Here is a 14,646-nt window from a genome sequence, read left to right as displayed (position 1 = left end):
CGCGATGGGTGATCGGACGTGACGAAGGGTTCTCGAAAGAGCCGCAGGCGTCAGCAGGCCCCCACGAAGGCCCGGCCTGAACAAGGCCGTTCGGCTCCTGCTCAACGCCCCGCGCCGACATTCCGCCTGCGAACTGCCGCGCTGCTGGCAATCGGGTCGGGTGCGCTGTTTTTTCTGCTCGCAAGCGGGCTTTCCTGGTTCAAGACGTCCGAAATCTCGTCTCCGCCGACCCGCGAGGCAGAACTGAGCTTTGTCGGCAGTCAGGCGTGCAGCGGCTGCCACCAGGCGGAGACGCGGCTGTGGCAAAGCTCGCAACATCGCCACGCCATGGATCACGCGACCGACACGTCGGTCCGCGGCGACTTCAACGACGCCGCGTTCGAATATGCCGGCACACGCTCGCGCTTCTTCCGCAAGGACCGGAAATTTCTGATCGAGACAGACGGGCCGGACGGCAAGCTTGCGACGTTCGAGGTGAAATACGCCTTCGGGGTCGATCCCCTGCAGCAATATCTGATCGAATTCCCCGATGGGCGCATCCAGGCTCTGTCGATTGCATGGGACACGCGCCCCAAAGATCAGGGCGGGCAGCGCTGGTTCCATCTCTATCCGGATGCTGCCGTCACCAGCAGCGATCCCCTGCACTGGACCAGGCTCAATCAGAACTGGAATTTCATGTGCGCCGAGTGCCACTCGACGAACGTGCACAAGAATTACGACGCCGCGAAGGACCGGTTCGCGACCAGCTTCTCCGAGATCAGCGTCGGCTGCGAGGCCTGTCACGGCGCAGGCTCGCGACATGTGTCATGGGCGCAGCAGAAGCCTGCAGCGCGCGGCCCGGACAATGGCCTGCTTGTCCGGTTCGACGAACGCTCGGGCATCACCTGGTCAGCCGATGCCGGAACCATGATTCCGGTGCGCAGCACGTCTCCGGCAGCATTGCGCAAGGAAGTCGAGACCTGCGGGCGCTGCCACGCGCGGCGCGGACAGTTCTCCGAAGACTGGACGCCGGGCAAGTCCCTGTCGGAAACCCATCGGGTGTCGCTGCTCGACCGGCAACGCTTCCATGCCGACGGCCAGATGCGCGACGACGAGGAGACCTACAACTACGCCTCGTTCAAGCAGAGCAAGATGTTCGCCAAGGGCGTCACCTGCAGCGACTGCCATGATCCGCACAGTGCGGCACTCAAAGCACCCGGCGATGGCGTCTGTGCGCAATGCCATGCGCCGGCCAAGTATGAAGCTGCCGCCCACCGGCAGCATGCCAATGTATCGCCGCCGCCAGGTTGCGCCTCCTGCCACATGCCGGAACGTCGCTACATGGTTGTCGATCGCCGCCACGACCACGGCTTCCGCATCCCCCGCCCCGATCTCTCCGTGCAGCTTGGCACACCGAATGCCTGCAACGACTGCCACCGCGACAAGCCGGCCGCATGGGCGGCGCGACAGGTCGAAACCTGGTTCGGTCCGCAGCGCCTGGGTTTTCAGGCCTATGCGCGGGCATTTCATGCGGCATGGAGCGAAGCGGCCGACGCGCAGGCTCTCCTTTCGGCCGTTGTCGCGAATGACGCTCCCGGGATAGTCCGCGCCGGCGCGCTGGCCGAGTTGCCCGCTCCCGACGCCGATCTGATCCGTCGCGCTCTCTCCGATCCCGATCCACTCGTGAGATTGGGCGCGCTCGATGCGCTGGAGGGCATTCCGGCCGACCAGCTCTGGACGCTCGCATCTGCGCAATTGACCGATCCGGTGCGCGGCGTGCGCATCCGCGCCGCCGAGCTTCTTGCCTCCGTTCCGCCATCGCGCCAGCCGGCCGCCGATCGCAACAAGTTCACGCAAGCCGCCGCCGAATTCGTGGCGGCGCAGAAATTGAATGCGGATCGTCCGGACGCCCGGGCTGCGCTCGGCAACTTCCTTGCAAGACAGGCCGGTGCCGCCGAAGCCGAGGCCGAATATCGGGCGGCCCTCAGGCTTGATCCATCGTTCCCGCCTGCCGCCATCAATCTTTCCGATCTCTACCGGCAGCTTGGGCGCGACAGCGATGGCGAACGCATTCTTCGCGAGACCCTGACCAAGTCCGGGCAAAATGCCTCACTTCACCACGCGCTCGGCCTCGTGCTCGTGCGGGAAAAGCGCGCCGATGAGGCGCTCGGTGAATTGCGTCAAGCAGCGGAGCTGGACCCCGGTCAACCGCGCTATGCTTACGTCTATGCCGTGGGGCTACACTCCTCTGGCCGCCGCGATGACGCCCTTGCCGTTCTACGGACCAGCTTGCAAGTGCATCCCAACGATCGTGAATCAGTTTCTGCGGCCCTCGCGCTGAGCCGCGAAAAAGGGGATTCCGCATCTGCCTTGGGCTACGCTGAGCAACTCTCACGCTTGATGCCCGGCAATCGCGAGATTGAAGATCTGATCAAGCAGCTCAAGCAATAGAGGCTGGCGATGAGGATCAGCGGCTCGGCTAAGCCGTGTACTCATAACCAGGGCGTTTTCGACGTCGCCGGAAGTCGCGGAAGGGCCCAATAACAGACGTTGCAATGCCTCGGCGGCAGGAACGAAAACTATACTGCTCGCTGCATCGGCGGCTGTTTCCACTTCCCTTCGAGCGCCTCAGCTTTCGGCCAGTAGAGACGCATAACGACAAAGAAGCCACCCTTGGGTGCGGGCAGCCAGTTGGGTTGCCTGTCTGCTGCCGGAGCCTCGTTTTGGATGTAGAAGGTAATTCCGCCGTCCGCATCGCGCTTGAACTGTGACAGCATCGGCGAGTTGAGCAAGTAGCGGTTAATTGGATTGGCCGAGAGCAGGCTCGACGGCAGTTCGTACATCGTAAGTGACCAGAAGGCATTTACCGGCGGCAACTGGCCCGGTGCAAAGCGCACCGTGTAACGGTTTGCCCCATCGAATTTCTGACCGTCCGCATCTACGAGATACAGCGGATACATCGCTTCTTGCTTGGAGTTACCGTAAATGCCCACCACGGCAGCCGCCATGCGGTAAAGGTAGTTGTTCTTCAAATATGCTCGGCTGCCGAAGGTGTCGGCGCTGGTTACTTCCCCAGCATCCATTCGCTTTTGCAGTTGGGCCAATGCCTGCCAAGCATCAGCCATACCCTGCTCAATGGCAGTTTTCAGTTCAGGCGTGAGATTGCTTGCGTTGAAGTTCTTGCCAGCCCCAACGCCAATCTTGGCGAACCGCGCCATCAGTTCCTTCTCGGAGGGGTTCGTGGGGCAGAACTGTAGGAGGAAGTTGACGATGTTGAAAAACTCAAGCGAGGTCTTTTCGGTGTCGGACGTAAGCGGTTTGATGAAATCGATCGCGGAGGCGGCCTTCGGCGCCGGCGCGCCAAGGAAAGCCGAAAGCGTCTGCACCTTGTAGCCGGCCTGCACCTTCTTCACGTTGTCGATGTCGCCAGGGTTGAAAAGTTGCGTGCGGTACGCAGCCAGCGCAAATTCGGTCTCGGCGCGTAAAACCTTCGTCACCCCCTTCGGGGTTGAGCCTTGCCAATTAGGTCCGGCGATGAGGAAGCTACCGCCATTGTTGCCGGTGCTACGACTCCCGATGTAGTCGAAGTTGAAAGTATAGGCGTCAATGAGCTGAATGCTGAAATACCGTTCCCTTTCGATCACCGGAACGGTGAGCACGATGGGTTCGGCCCGCAAGTCCATGCCGAGGAAAGAGTAGGGTGTGTCCGAGTTGGGCGTTTGCACCGCCTTGTCTTCCGGGGTGAAGACACGAGAGAAGTTACGGAGCTCGTTCCATGGCGCTTTATATTCGGGGTTCTTGGCATCCACGAAATAGGCATGCTGGATGCGATAGCTATCCACCATTGGGTAGCCTAGTACCCGGAATCAGAGCTGAGTGATACGGCGGCCTTTGAAACGGCGTTGACGGACCTTTTTCTTGGTCCAGACGAAGGGCTCGGCTCTGTCGTTGTATGCGTTGACGTAGGCATCGATGTGTTCCTGAAGCTGCTTGAGGCTCGTGAAGGAGGTGCCGCTGAGCGACTGCCCCTGCAAGATGGAAAACCATACTTCGACCTGATTGAGCCATGACGCACTTGTCGGCGTGAAATGAAATTGCACGTTGGGGTGGGCCTTGAGCCAGTCCTCGTTCTTTTTATGGGTGTTGAGGTTGTCGAGGATGACGTGAAGCTTGCGGTTCGGAAAAGTCGCGGTGACGCTGTTCATGAAATCGAGAAACTCGACGCGGCGCCGGCGTTTTGAATGGGTCGCGATGATCTTTCCGGTGGCGACTTCGAGCGCCGCAAACAATGTTGTGGTGCCATGCCGCTTGTAATCGTGGCTTTGGCCGGTCAAGGCGCGGCCATTGGGCAACTTCAGATAACCCTGCGCTCGCTCCAAAGCCTGGATCGAGGGCTTCTCGTCCACGCACAGCACAATGGCCTTCGCCGGCGGCGCGACATAGAGGCCGACAACATCGGCGGCTTTGGCCGTAAAGTTCGGGTCGTTGCTCTCGCACCAGGACTTGCGAGCCACCAGGTCAATCTTGTGGCTGCGCAGGAACCGCCAGACATATTGGACATCGACATCGCCCAGCGCCTCGGCCAGAAGGGGGCCGGTCCAGCGCGCAAACCCTTGCGGTGGCGGCTTATCCAGCAGCTTCAGAATCCGCTTGTCGGTCGTCTTCGTATAGATCGGCTGCTTGCCAGGCCGCGGCTTGTCTTGCAGCCCTTCAAGGCCATGGTCGGCATAGCGATGCCGCCAAAGGCTGACAATCCGCGGCTGGACCCCAACTTCCTTGGCGATCGACCGGGTGCTGCGCCCATCCGCCGCCAACAGAACTATCCGCGCCCGCTTCAAATCGCGCTGCAACGTCACCGGTGAGCGACAGCACGCCTCAAGCACCTTGCGATCTTTCCTCGAAAGGTGGACTTCTCTTGCTTCGGGTATCATCCCGACCTTGAATCACGACTCACGTTCCAAGAAAAGTGGGTACTAGACATAGGCTTCCTTGGCAATTGCGCGGGCTTCGGTGGGACTGACCGCGGCTTGTGCGCGCGCAAGCGCGGAACGGAAAGACGGGAGCAGAGCAATTCCGCAGGCAAAAGTTCTGCGTGTTATGGATTTCATAATCGCAACCTTCCTGACAGACCGACCGCTAGGTTGGCAGGATATGTTGTGGAAGAGCACGACATTTTGATGCAGGTCAACGATCGCACCAGAACAATATCCGCGCCCTTGCCGTTCTAAGTACCAACTTGCAAGCGCATCCGGATGATCGGGACACCCTATCTGCGGCACTCGCGCTGAGCCGCGAAAAAGGGGATTCCGCCTCTGCCTTGGGCTTATGCCGAGCAACTCTCGCGCTTGATGCCAGGCAATCGCGAGATTGAAGATCTCATCAAGCAGCTCAAGCAATAGCCGACTAGCGAGACTCTGCCGCTCGGCTAGTTGCGCACCGCGTATAGTGGCGTCCTGAGCGTGAGCTGGTACGCCGGTTTCGGCAGCCACATGATCTCGGCGGTCAAGCCAAACAGTCGGTTGTCATTGTCGTCCATGCGGTCCAGATCGAGTCGCACGATGGGCTGGGTGAACGACTGGATCGGCGCGAGGTTCAGAAGCTGGGCGCCTTCGAACGACTGTACCCCGACGCGCCCCGTAAACTTCCAGTTATTCGGCCATTGATAATAGCCGCCGACATAACCGATCGTATTTGGATTAACTCTCACCGCTGCGCTGCCCACATCAACGCGTGTGTGCTGGATGCCTACGAGAAAGCCGCGAGTCTCGTCCTTGTCCAGAGCATAATCGAACTCGAGAATGTTGTTGAAAGACGTTGCGGTCAGTGGGCCGTTTGGAACGGATTGGGTGATCGTGGATTGCAGCGTCACGGTCGGGAAATTCCCGCCATTCTGCTGGTAGATGTCGGCCTGGAAACCGATATTCCAACTGGTGATGTCAAACGAAGACCATCCGCTGCCCGCAAACTGCGTGGAACTGCCGGACACGCCGGCGTAGAGCGAGACGCGATCGGTGACATCGATCGTAAACGGAAGATCGACGTTGAGTGATTTTGCTGCCGGCAATCCGGTCGACAATGCAGCGCCGTTCGATCCGGCGAGCGTTGGCACCGCATTGAAGAAGGAGGGATGACCAAAGCCAAACGCCAAGGATCCCTGTGGGATTTGCGCGTAATAGGTTCTGAGATCGAGGTACATCGTCGGCACGGCCGGCTTCTTGTCGCCGTCGCTGTCGTCATCGGCCTCAGCGGCCAACGCGCTTGCCGCCGGACAGATCAGGGCGAGCCCGAGAGCGGCCTTCAGAACGGACCGAAACCTCATCAACCGCTCCGAGTTCGACGCAAACCTTGCTTACCCGCAAGGCCCGCCAGATGCTGCAACATATCGTGCCACGAATTGCGTCGCTCTGTCTGCAACCTTCGGATCGCGATTTTCCCCTTAGACATACACCGCGTCCCGGCGAAAGGTGTGGAAAGCCATCTCGAACGACACCCCGTGCAGCAGCAATGTGTCGCAGAGCCGTGCAGCAGTTCCCCGGCCAGGCCGGCCTCGTGCGCGATTTCAGGCTGGTCGGAAGCGCTGGCTGGGGCGGGAGGGATCGAACCTCCGAATGGCGGAATCAAAATCCGCTGCCTTACCGCTTGGCTACGCCCCAACAGGCGACCCGGGGTCGGCGGAAGAACTGGCTACCGCAGATTCCCTTCGGTCGCAGCCGGTCTATAGGGTGCGGCGCGGCATTTCAACCGCCTGAAGGCGCAAAATACCACAGCTTCCGGGACCGGCCGCGCCACACTCTATTATACGCCCGGGACGAAGGCCCGTTCCGGGCCGGAGCCGTCCGGCGGCCGGCGTCCGGGCAGTTGAGACCTCCGGCGTTTCATGGGAAGACGGCGCCAACATCTGTCCACGGGAGTGAGCCATGACCTACCGCGCGCCAATCTCTGACATGCTGCTGTCGCTCAATCATGGCGCCGGCCTGAAGGCCGCCGTGGAAGCCGGCCATTACGGCGATTTCGACGCCGACATCGTGGCCGCCGTGCTGGAGGAAGCCGGCAAGTTCGCCACCGACGTGCTGGCGCCGCTCAACCGTGTCGGCGACGAGCACGGCATCAAGCTCGACGCCGGGAAAGTCACGACTGCGCCGGGCTGGCCCGATGCCTATAAGCGCTGGACCGAGGGCGGCTGGAACGCGGTGTCCGGGCCTGAAGCGTTCGGAGGCCAGGGCCTGCCCGTTGCGATCAACGCCGCCTGCACCGAGATCTGGAGCGCCTCCAACGTCGCCTTCGGCCTGTGCCCGCTGCTGACGGCCTCGGCGATCGAGGCGCTGGATGCGCATGGCAGCGACGAGCTGAAGGCGATCTACCTCGAGAAGCTCGTCTCGGGCGAATGGACCGGCACCATGCAGCTCACCGAGCCGCAGGCCGGCTCCGACGTCGGCGCGCTGCGCACCCGCGCCGAAAAGCAGGCCGACGGCACCTATCGCATCAAGGGGACGAAGATCTTCATCACCTATGGCGAGCACGACATGACCGACAACATCGTGCATTTCGTGCTGGCGCGTCTGCCGGATGCGCCCGCCGGCACCAAGGGGATTTCTCTCTTTCTTGTTCCCAAGTTCATGGTCAATGCCGACGGCTCGCTCGGCGCACGCAACGACATTTTTGCGAGCGGCGTCGAGCACAAGCTCGGCATGCATGCTTCGCCGACCTGCACCATGACCATGGGCGACCATGGCGGCGCCATTGGTTTCCTGATCGGCGAAGAGAACCAGGGCATGCGCTGCATGTTCACGATGATGAACCAGGCCCGCCTCGGCGTCGGCCTCGAAGGCGTCGGCGTCGCCGATCGCGCCTATCAGCAGGCATTGTCCTACGCGCAGGAGCGCAAGCAGGGCCGCGCCGTCGGCAAGAAGGGCGACGGTTCGGACGCGATCTTCGTCCACCCCGACGTCAAGCGCATGCTGATGCGGATGCGGGCGCAGACCGCGGCGGCGCGCACCATCTGCTACGCGACCGCGGTCGCAATCGACGTTTCGACCCGCGCCAGGGATCCAAAGGTCCGCGCTGACGCGGCGGCGCGCGCGGCGCTGCTGACGCCGATGGCCAAGGGCTATTCCACCGATATCGGCAACGAGGTCGCCTATCTCGGCGTGCAGGTGCATGGCGGCATGGGCTTCATCGAGGAGACCGGCGCCGCGCAGTACTATCGCGACGCCCGCATCACGGCGATCTACGAGGGCACCAACGGCATCCAGGCGATCGACCTCGTCACGCGCAAGCTCGCGGCCAATGGCGGCGCCGCGGTGTGGGCGCTGCTCGACGAGCTCTCGGCCGTCGTCAAGCAGGTCGAAGCCTCCAACGACCCCGCTTTCGGCACCACGGGCGCAAAGCTGCGCGAAGCGCTGGACGCGCTGACGCGCACCAGCAAGTGGCTGCTGGAGCGCGTCACGTCCGCGCCGAACGAGGCGCTTGCCGGCGCAACGCCGTATCTGCAGCAGTTCGGCGCCACGCTCGGCGGCTGCATGCTGGCGTCCGAGGCGCTCGCCGCGAAGAGCGACGGCCTTGCCGATGCACAGCGCTACGTCTCGCTCGCCCGCTTCTTCGCCGAGAACATCACGGTGCAGGCGGCGGGGCTGGAGCGCACCGTGACGGAAAGCGCGGAGTCGGTCGCGGCGGCGGATGCGGTGTTGCTGGGGTAAGGTCTACCCTCCTCCCCGCTGTCATTCCCCGCGAAGGCGGGGAATCCAGTACGCCGCGGCCTCTCGGTAAACTACGGATGTCTCGGAGTACTGGATCGCCCGATCAAGTCGGGCGATGACACCGAATGTTGGGGACGCAGTTGGCCCACAGTCGGTCATCCTGGAGCTTCGCTCCATCCAGGCTATGAAGCTGCGAGCTTCGCCCGCCTCCCCGGTCGCCACAGCACGATGCTCGCGGCGATGAGATCCAGCGCCACACACATCGCAAACGCCGTCGTGTAGTTGCCGGTCAGGCTGCGGACCAGGCCGACGATGCCCGGGCCGAAGGCGCTGACGACGCCGCTGATCGACGTGCCCAAGCCCATCGCGGCGGCAAAGGCGGCAGAGCCGATCTCGCGCTGGATGATCAAAGGTGGGAACGTGATCATGTTGCCGATCGAGAAGCCGTAGACGGCACAGCACACCAGCAGCGCCGTCGGGCTCGTGCTCTGCAGGAGCACGAACAGCGCCGCCGCCTGGCTCGTCATCGACGCCGCGCATGCGAGCCGCGGATCGAGCCGGTCGACGAACAGGCCGAGCGACAGGCGCCCGACCACCGCCATCGCGGCCATGATGGTCACGGCAAGGCCGGCGCTGGCGCGCCCGATCAGCGGTTCGAGGAATGTCACCTGGTGGACGATGAAGCCCATCTGCGCCAGCAGCGCGATCGCGATCGGCAGCACCATGGTCCAGAACGCCGCGTTGGCGAGCAGCGCCTTGCGGGAATGGGCCGGCGCGGGCGTGCCGCCACCGGCGGGGCGTTCGCCCGATGCCAGCGGCAGCCCGGCCGGCCAGCCGATGAAGCCGACGACCACCGGCAGCACCAGCAGCACCATCACCGTCGTGGCCGCCAGCATCGCCGAGCGGAAGCCGATGCTGGCGGTCAGCGACAGCAACAGCGGAACGAGGACGATGCCGCCGCAGGTCGCGCCGTTGAAGGCGAGGCTGAGCGCGAGGCCGCGGCGACGATCGAACCAGGAGTTCAGCACCGTCGCGATCACCACGGTGCCCATGCCGGTCCAGCCGACCGCCATCAGCGCATAGGCAAGATAGAGCTGCCAGGGCGTCTGCATCAGCGCCAGCAGAACAGTCGATGCACCGAGCGCCGAGAGGCCGCACAGGATCAGCGAACGCAGCCCGATACGGGCGAGCAGATCGTCGGTGAAGATGACGAGGACGGAGGTCAGCAGAAACGAGAAGGTGCTGGCCGCGGAGACCAGCGTGCCCGGCCAGCCATGGGCGCGCTGAAGCTCGGCGAGATAGACGCCCTGGCCGTAGAGGCCGAAGCCGAACATGAAGAAGGCCATCAGGAAACAGGCCAGCACAACGCGCCAGCCGCGATAATGCAGCGAGGATTCGTCGACACTCGTCGCGGCAATCATCAATCGAGCAATCGGCCAAATGGAACGGCACGATCGTGCACCACAACCACCGGTTTTTCAAATGAAACATTGTAGCCATTTGTTGCAATGCGCAATGGTCCATGAGCGATGCGCCGGTGCGATCCAGCCGATCATGGTTCCCTGGACGGAATACCGCCGCGACGGGCGGCGCCATGCGCCGGGATCAAGGGAATCGTCGTCGAAAAGGCCGAGCGGGCGGATTGGCACGTCTGCAAGATGATGTAGGCTGATGCTTGCGAGACTCGCCGGCGGCAAGCCGTCGCGGCGACCGCAGGGGGTCATCATGCCGAATGGCAATATCATCGTCGCCGAAGAGCGTGGAACGCGCGTGATCACCCTGCGCCGTCCGGGCAAGAAGAACGCGATCACGCAGGACATGTATCGGGAGATGAGCCGCGCGATCGACACCGCGCAGAACAACCCCGATATCCGCTGCATGATCATCACCGGCGGCTCCGGCGTGTTCACGGCCGGCGACGACATCGACGATTTTCTCAAGGCCGACACGGCACGCCCGGAGACGCTTTCGGACGGCGCCAAGTTTCTCTATTCGCTCGCCCTCAACGTCAAGCCGATCATCGCGGCCGTGGACGGCGCGTCGATCGGCATGGGCACCGTGATGCTGTTCCATTGCGACTACGTGCTCGCTTCGAACGCGGCGACCTTCTCCGCGCCCTATATCCATCTCGGGCTGGTGCCGGTCGGCGCCGCCAGCCTCTTGATGCCGAACACGATGGGTTACCAGCGCGCCTTCGCGATGCTGGTGATGGGACGAACCTTCACCGCCGCGGAGGCGCACGCCGCCGGCTTCGTCAACACCGTGGTCTCGCCGGGGCACACCGAGGTCGAGGCGCGCAAGGTGGCGCGCGATATCTGCCGGCTGCCCGCCGAGGCTGTCGCGACCTCGCGCAAGCTGCTGCGTGCCCCGCCGGAGCAACTCACCCGCCGCATCGACCAGGAGGCCCATCTGTTCGGCGAGCGCTTGAAGTCGGACGATGCCATCGCTGCGTTCAACGCGTTTGCGAGCAGGAAGAAGCGGTAGATCCCGTCATTCCGGGGCGCCACGAAGTGGCGAGCCCGGAATCCATTGGGCCGCAGAGTTGGTAGATGAATGGATTCCGGGCTCGCGCTACGCGCGCCCCGGAATGACAGCGAGAACCTTCGTGAAATCTTCGCGCGCAACGACTAATCTTATTCCATGCGACATCTTCTCCGCCTGACCATTTTCGCCCTTGCGCTCGCCGCCCTGCCCGCCTCTGCCCAGACCGCCGCGCCGGTCGAGCTGCGCATCCTTGCGATCAACGATTTCCACGGCAATCTGCGGCCGCCGCCCGGCGGCATCCGCATCAACGATCCCGAGGACAGAGCCAAGAAGGTCATGGTGGCGGCCGGCGGCGCCGAGTACATGGCGACGCTGGTGAAGCAATTGCGCGACGGGCACAAGAACACGATCTTCGTGGCCGCCGGCGACCTGATCGGCGCGAGCCCGTTCCTATCGGCGATGTTCCACGACGAGCCTTCGGTCGAAGCGCTCTCGATGATGGGGCTCGCGATCACCTCGGTCGGCAATCACGAGTTCGACGAGGGCAAGGCCGAGCTGCTCAGGATGCAGAACGGCGGCTGCCATCCGGTCGACGGCTGCCAGGGACCGCATCCCTTCACGGGCGCCAAATTTCACTATCTCGCCGCCTCCACCGTGGAGACGGCGACCGGTCAAAGCGTGCTGCCGCCGTATGAGATCCGTGAGTTCGACGGCATTCCCGTCGCCTTCATCGGGCTGACCTTGAAAGGCACCGCCGGCATCGTGTCGCCCTCGGGCATTGCCGGCCTCGAATTCCGCGACGAGGCCGAAACGGTGAATGCGCTGGTGCCGCAACTGAAGGCGCGCGGGGTGGAAGCGATCGTCGTGCTGATCCACGAAGGCGGCGAGCCTGCCGGCGACTACAATGAATGCCCGGGCATTTCGGGGCCGATCGTCGAGATCGTGAAGAAATTCGATCGCGCCGTCGATGTCGTCGTCAGCGGCCACACCCATCGCGCCTATGTCTGCAATATCGACGGACGGCTGGTGACGAGCGGCGACAAGTACGGCACGCTGGTCACGGCGATCGATCTCAAGCTCGATCCGGCAACGCGCGACATCGTCGGCGCCAAGGCCGAGAACGTCATCGTCGCCAATGCCTCGCTGGCGAAGGACGCGGAGCAGACCGCGCTGATCGAGGCCTATGACAAGCTCGCCGCGCCGATCGCCAATCGCCCGGCCGGATCGGTGACGCAGACGCTGTCGCGCATTCCGAACGAAGCCGGTGAAAGCCCGCTCGGCGACGTCATCGCGGACGCGCAGCTCGCCGCGACCAAGGAGGCCATGAATGGCAGCGCTGTCATCGCGCTCACCAATCCCGGCGGCATCCGCACCGATATCGTTCCGAAGGAGAACGGCGCGGTGTCCTTCGGCGAGCTGTTCGCGAGCCAGCCGTTCCGCAACCGCCTCGTCACCATGACGCTGACAGGCAACCAGCTCAAGGAGATGCTGGAGCAGCAATGGCTCGATCCGAGGCGGCCGCGAATCCTCCAGGTGTCGAACGGGTTCAGCTACGCCTGGGATGCGTCGAAGCCGTTCGGCGAACGCGTGATGGCCGAGAGGATGACGCTCAACGGCAGGCCGATCGAGCCCGGAAGCGGCTACCGCGTCACCCTCAACGATTACCTCGCCGTCGGCGGCGACGGCTTCACGGTCGCCAGACAGGGCACGGCGCCGCAATATGGCGGCTACGACGCCGACGCGTTGTTCGGGTTTTTCCAGGCGCACGGGCCGATCGGCCCGTTGCCGCTGAGCCGCATCCTGCGCGTGAATTGATCCGGATCAAACGGGCCGGAACGGGACAACCGTTTGCCATTCCCGGTGGAGCGCATAGATTGCGTTTTGCATTGCGTTTTGGCGCCGGATGCGCCAAGCGACGTCAAGAGCCCGTTCCCAGTGAGCCCGACCTGATGAGCACGCTTCTCCTCTCCCACAAGGCCTGCCTCGACCACGTCACGCCGCCGGGACATCCCGAAAGGCCGGACCGCTTGCGCGCAGTGGAGGAAGCGCTGTCGCACGAGCGCTTCCAGTTCCTGGTCCGCGACCAGGCGCCGGAGGGCGATCTCGATCTCGTCACGCTCTGCCACAACGAGCACTACGTCACCGAGCTGCGCCACATCGCGCCATCCAGCGGGCTCGTCTATATCGACGGCGACACCTCGATGTCGCCGGGCACCTGGGAAGCGGTGATGCGCGGCGTCGGCGGCGCGATCGCGGCGACCGAAGCGGTGATGGCGGGCGAGCACCGCAACGCCTTCGTCGCGGTGCGCCCGCCCGGCCATCACGCCGAGATCGGCAAGCCGATGGGCTTCTGCTTCTTCGACAATGTTGCGATCGCCGCGCGTCACGCGCAGCGCAAATACGGCATCACGCGCGCGGCCATCGTCGATTTCGACGTGCATCACGGCAACGGCACGCAGGACATCTTCTGGTCGGACCCCACGGTGATGTACTGCTCGACGCACCAGATGCCGCTGTTTCCGGGCACCGGCGCGAAGGGCGAACGCGGCGACCACGACACCATCGTCAACGCGCCGCTGGCGTCCGAGGATGGTGGCCCGGAATTCCGCAGCGCTTTCGAGAACCTGATTCTGCCGCAGCTCGAAAAATTCAGCCCCGAGCTCCTCATCATCTCTGCGGGCTTCGATGCACATTATCGCGATCCGCTGGCCTCGCTGAATCTGCGCGCGGAGGATTATGCCTGGGTGACGCGCAAGCTGATGGACCTTGCCGACAGGACCGCCGGGGGCCGCGTTGTTTCGGTGCTCGAGGGTGGCTATGACCTGCAAGGACTGAAAGAATCTGTTACGGCGCATGTCGGCGCCCTGATGGGCGCCTGACGACGCCCGCCACATTAAGCCCGCAAAACCCGCCTTCACTGCGAGGCAAGCGAATCGGGCAATCGGAAACGGATATGGCCGAAAATACCCAAGTCGACGTCTCCAGGCTCACCTTCGAGCGCGCGATCGAGGAACTCGAGACGATCGTGAAGCGGCTCGAGGACGGCAAGGTGCCGCTCGAGGAATCCGTGACGATCTACGAGCGCGGCGAAGCGCTGAAGCGCCGTTGCGAGGAACTGCTGCGCCAGGCCGAAGCCCGCGTCGACAAGATCACCACCGATGCGAGCGGCCAGGCCACCGGCACCGCGCCGCTCGACGTCCAGTAAGGGACCCCGACCAAGCCTCTTTCGGGCATCGGACGCCTGCAATTTTTTCATGATCGCACGCAGCTGTGTGTGCTCATGGGGCGGGCGGCCGGGCACCGAGATCGAAGAGTTCCCCCGCCGGGGCCATTCGGCCCCGCGAATCGAGCGGAAAATAGCCCTCCTCTCGCCGAAAATCCTGCCGGGGAGCCGGGCAAGGCAGGAACCCCGCCGCGGGCGCCGCAGTTAACCACTCTGGCCCGGGGGTTGCAGGCGTATGCCCGTAATCGCCCCAGCGGGTTGGCT

General features: G+C 63.5%; 9 protein-coding genes, 1 tRNA gene and 1 pseudogene. 6 read left to right on the top strand and 5 right to left on the bottom strand.

The features are described from left to right. The first annotated feature begins 18 nt into the window (after positions 1–18). Positions 19–2,430: a tetratricopeptide repeat protein gene (locus ACE10W_RS10110; protein WP_304551319.1), complete on the top strand. Its 2,412-nt coding sequence runs from the start codon at positions 19–21 to the stop codon at positions 2,428–2,430. Between the two features lie 128 nt (positions 2,431–2,558). Here ACE10W_RS10110 and ACE10W_RS10105 read toward each other — a convergent pair. The 4 genes and pseudogenes from ACE10W_RS10105 to ACE10W_RS10090 form a co-directional block, all read right to left on the bottom strand. Further along, positions 2,559–3,839: pseudogene (locus ACE10W_RS10105) on the bottom strand (DUF1254 domain-containing protein); the annotation flags it as partial. A 6-nt stretch (positions 3,840–3,845) separates the two neighbouring features. Further along, positions 3,846–4,910 carry an IS630-like element ISRj1 family transposase gene (locus ACE10W_RS10100; protein ID WP_011084514.1) on the bottom strand — a complete coding sequence of 355 codons (1,065 nt, stop codon included), beginning with the start codon at positions 4,908–4,910 and terminating at the stop codon, positions 3,846–3,848. Positions 4,911–5,404: 494 nt separating this feature from the next. Further along, positions 5,405–6,298: a hypothetical protein gene (locus ACE10W_RS10095; protein WP_011085443.1), complete on the bottom strand. Its 894-nt coding sequence runs from the start codon at positions 6,296–6,298 to the stop codon at positions 5,405–5,407. A gap of 259 nt (positions 6,299–6,557) precedes the next feature. Next, a tRNA-Gln gene (locus ACE10W_RS10090) sits at positions 6,558–6,632 on the bottom strand. Positions 6,633–6,896: 264 nt separating this feature from the next. Here ACE10W_RS10090 and ACE10W_RS10085 point away from each other — a divergent pair. After that, positions 6,897–8,675, top strand: a complete 1,779-nt coding sequence (locus ACE10W_RS10085; protein WP_011085442.1) for an acyl-CoA dehydrogenase — start codon at positions 6,897–6,899, stop codon at positions 8,673–8,675. A gap of 182 nt (positions 8,676–8,857) precedes the next feature. Here ACE10W_RS10085 and ACE10W_RS10080 read toward each other — a convergent pair whose 3' ends face one another. Continuing rightward, a complete protein-coding gene (locus tag ACE10W_RS10080; RefSeq protein ID WP_011085441.1) occupies positions 8,858–10,096 on the bottom strand; it encodes an MFS transporter in 1,239 nt (412 codons plus the stop codon). A 304-nt stretch (positions 10,097–10,400) separates the two neighbouring features. Here ACE10W_RS10080 and ACE10W_RS10075 point away from each other — a divergent pair, with 304 nt between their 5' ends. The 4 genes from ACE10W_RS10075 to ACE10W_RS10060 all read left to right on the top strand — a co-directional run bounded on the left by ACE10W_RS10075 (position 10,401) and on the right by ACE10W_RS10060 (position 14,364). Continuing rightward, positions 10,401–11,159: an enoyl-CoA hydratase-related protein gene (locus ACE10W_RS10075; protein WP_011085440.1), complete on the top strand. Its 759-nt coding sequence runs from the start codon at positions 10,401–10,403 to the stop codon at positions 11,157–11,159. 156 nt (positions 11,160–11,315) lie between these two features. Then, positions 11,316–12,974 (top strand): bifunctional UDP-sugar hydrolase/5'-nucleotidase, encoded by a 1,659-nt coding sequence (locus ACE10W_RS10070; RefSeq protein WP_304551316.1) that lies wholly within the window; start codon positions 11,316–11,318, stop codon positions 12,972–12,974. A 134-nt stretch (positions 12,975–13,108) separates the two neighbouring features. Then, complete coding sequence (locus ACE10W_RS10065; RefSeq protein WP_304551314.1) at positions 13,109–14,038, top strand: histone deacetylase family protein; 930 nt, start codon at positions 13,109–13,111, stop codon at positions 14,036–14,038. Between the two features lie 74 nt (positions 14,039–14,112). Next, positions 14,113–14,364, top strand: a complete 252-nt coding sequence (locus tag ACE10W_RS10060) for an exodeoxyribonuclease VII small subunit (RefSeq protein WP_008132970.1) — start codon at positions 14,113–14,115, stop codon at positions 14,362–14,364. Positions 14,365–14,646: the final 282 nt, after the last annotated feature.

Source organism: Bradyrhizobium sp. B025, from assembly GCF_042257955.1.
GTDB lineage: Bacteria > Pseudomonadota > Alphaproteobacteria > Rhizobiales > Xanthobacteraceae > Bradyrhizobium > Bradyrhizobium diazoefficiens.
Note: the sequence above shows the minus strand (reverse complement) of the source record. Positions and strands in the feature narration are given on the sequence as shown.

Coding starts and splice junctions, on each gene's coding strand:
- ACE10W_RS10070 (WP_304551316.1), top strand. CDS start 11,316: ATGCGACATCTTCTCCGCCTGACCATTTTCGCCCTTGCGCTCGCCGCC.
- ACE10W_RS10065 (WP_304551314.1), top strand. CDS start 13,109: ATGAGCACGCTTCTCCTCTCCCACAAGGCCTGCCTCGACCACGTCACG.
- ACE10W_RS10075 (WP_011085440.1), top strand. CDS start 10,401: ATGCCGAATGGCAATATCATCGTCGCCGAAGAGCGTGGAACGCGCGTG.
- ACE10W_RS10100 (WP_011084514.1), bottom strand. CDS start 4,910: ATGATACCCGAAGCAAGAGAAGTCCACCTTTCGAGGAAAGATCGCAAG.
- ACE10W_RS10085 (WP_011085442.1), top strand. CDS start 6,897: ATGACCTACCGCGCGCCAATCTCTGACATGCTGCTGTCGCTCAATCAT.
- ACE10W_RS10080 (WP_011085441.1), bottom strand. CDS start 10,096: ATGATTGCCGCGACGAGTGTCGACGAATCCTCGCTGCATTATCGCGGC.
- ACE10W_RS10095 (WP_011085443.1), bottom strand. CDS start 6,298: ATGAGGTTTCGGTCCGTTCTGAAGGCCGCTCTCGGGCTCGCCCTGATC.
- ACE10W_RS10060 (WP_008132970.1), top strand. CDS start 14,113: ATGGCCGAAAATACCCAAGTCGACGTCTCCAGGCTCACCTTCGAGCGC.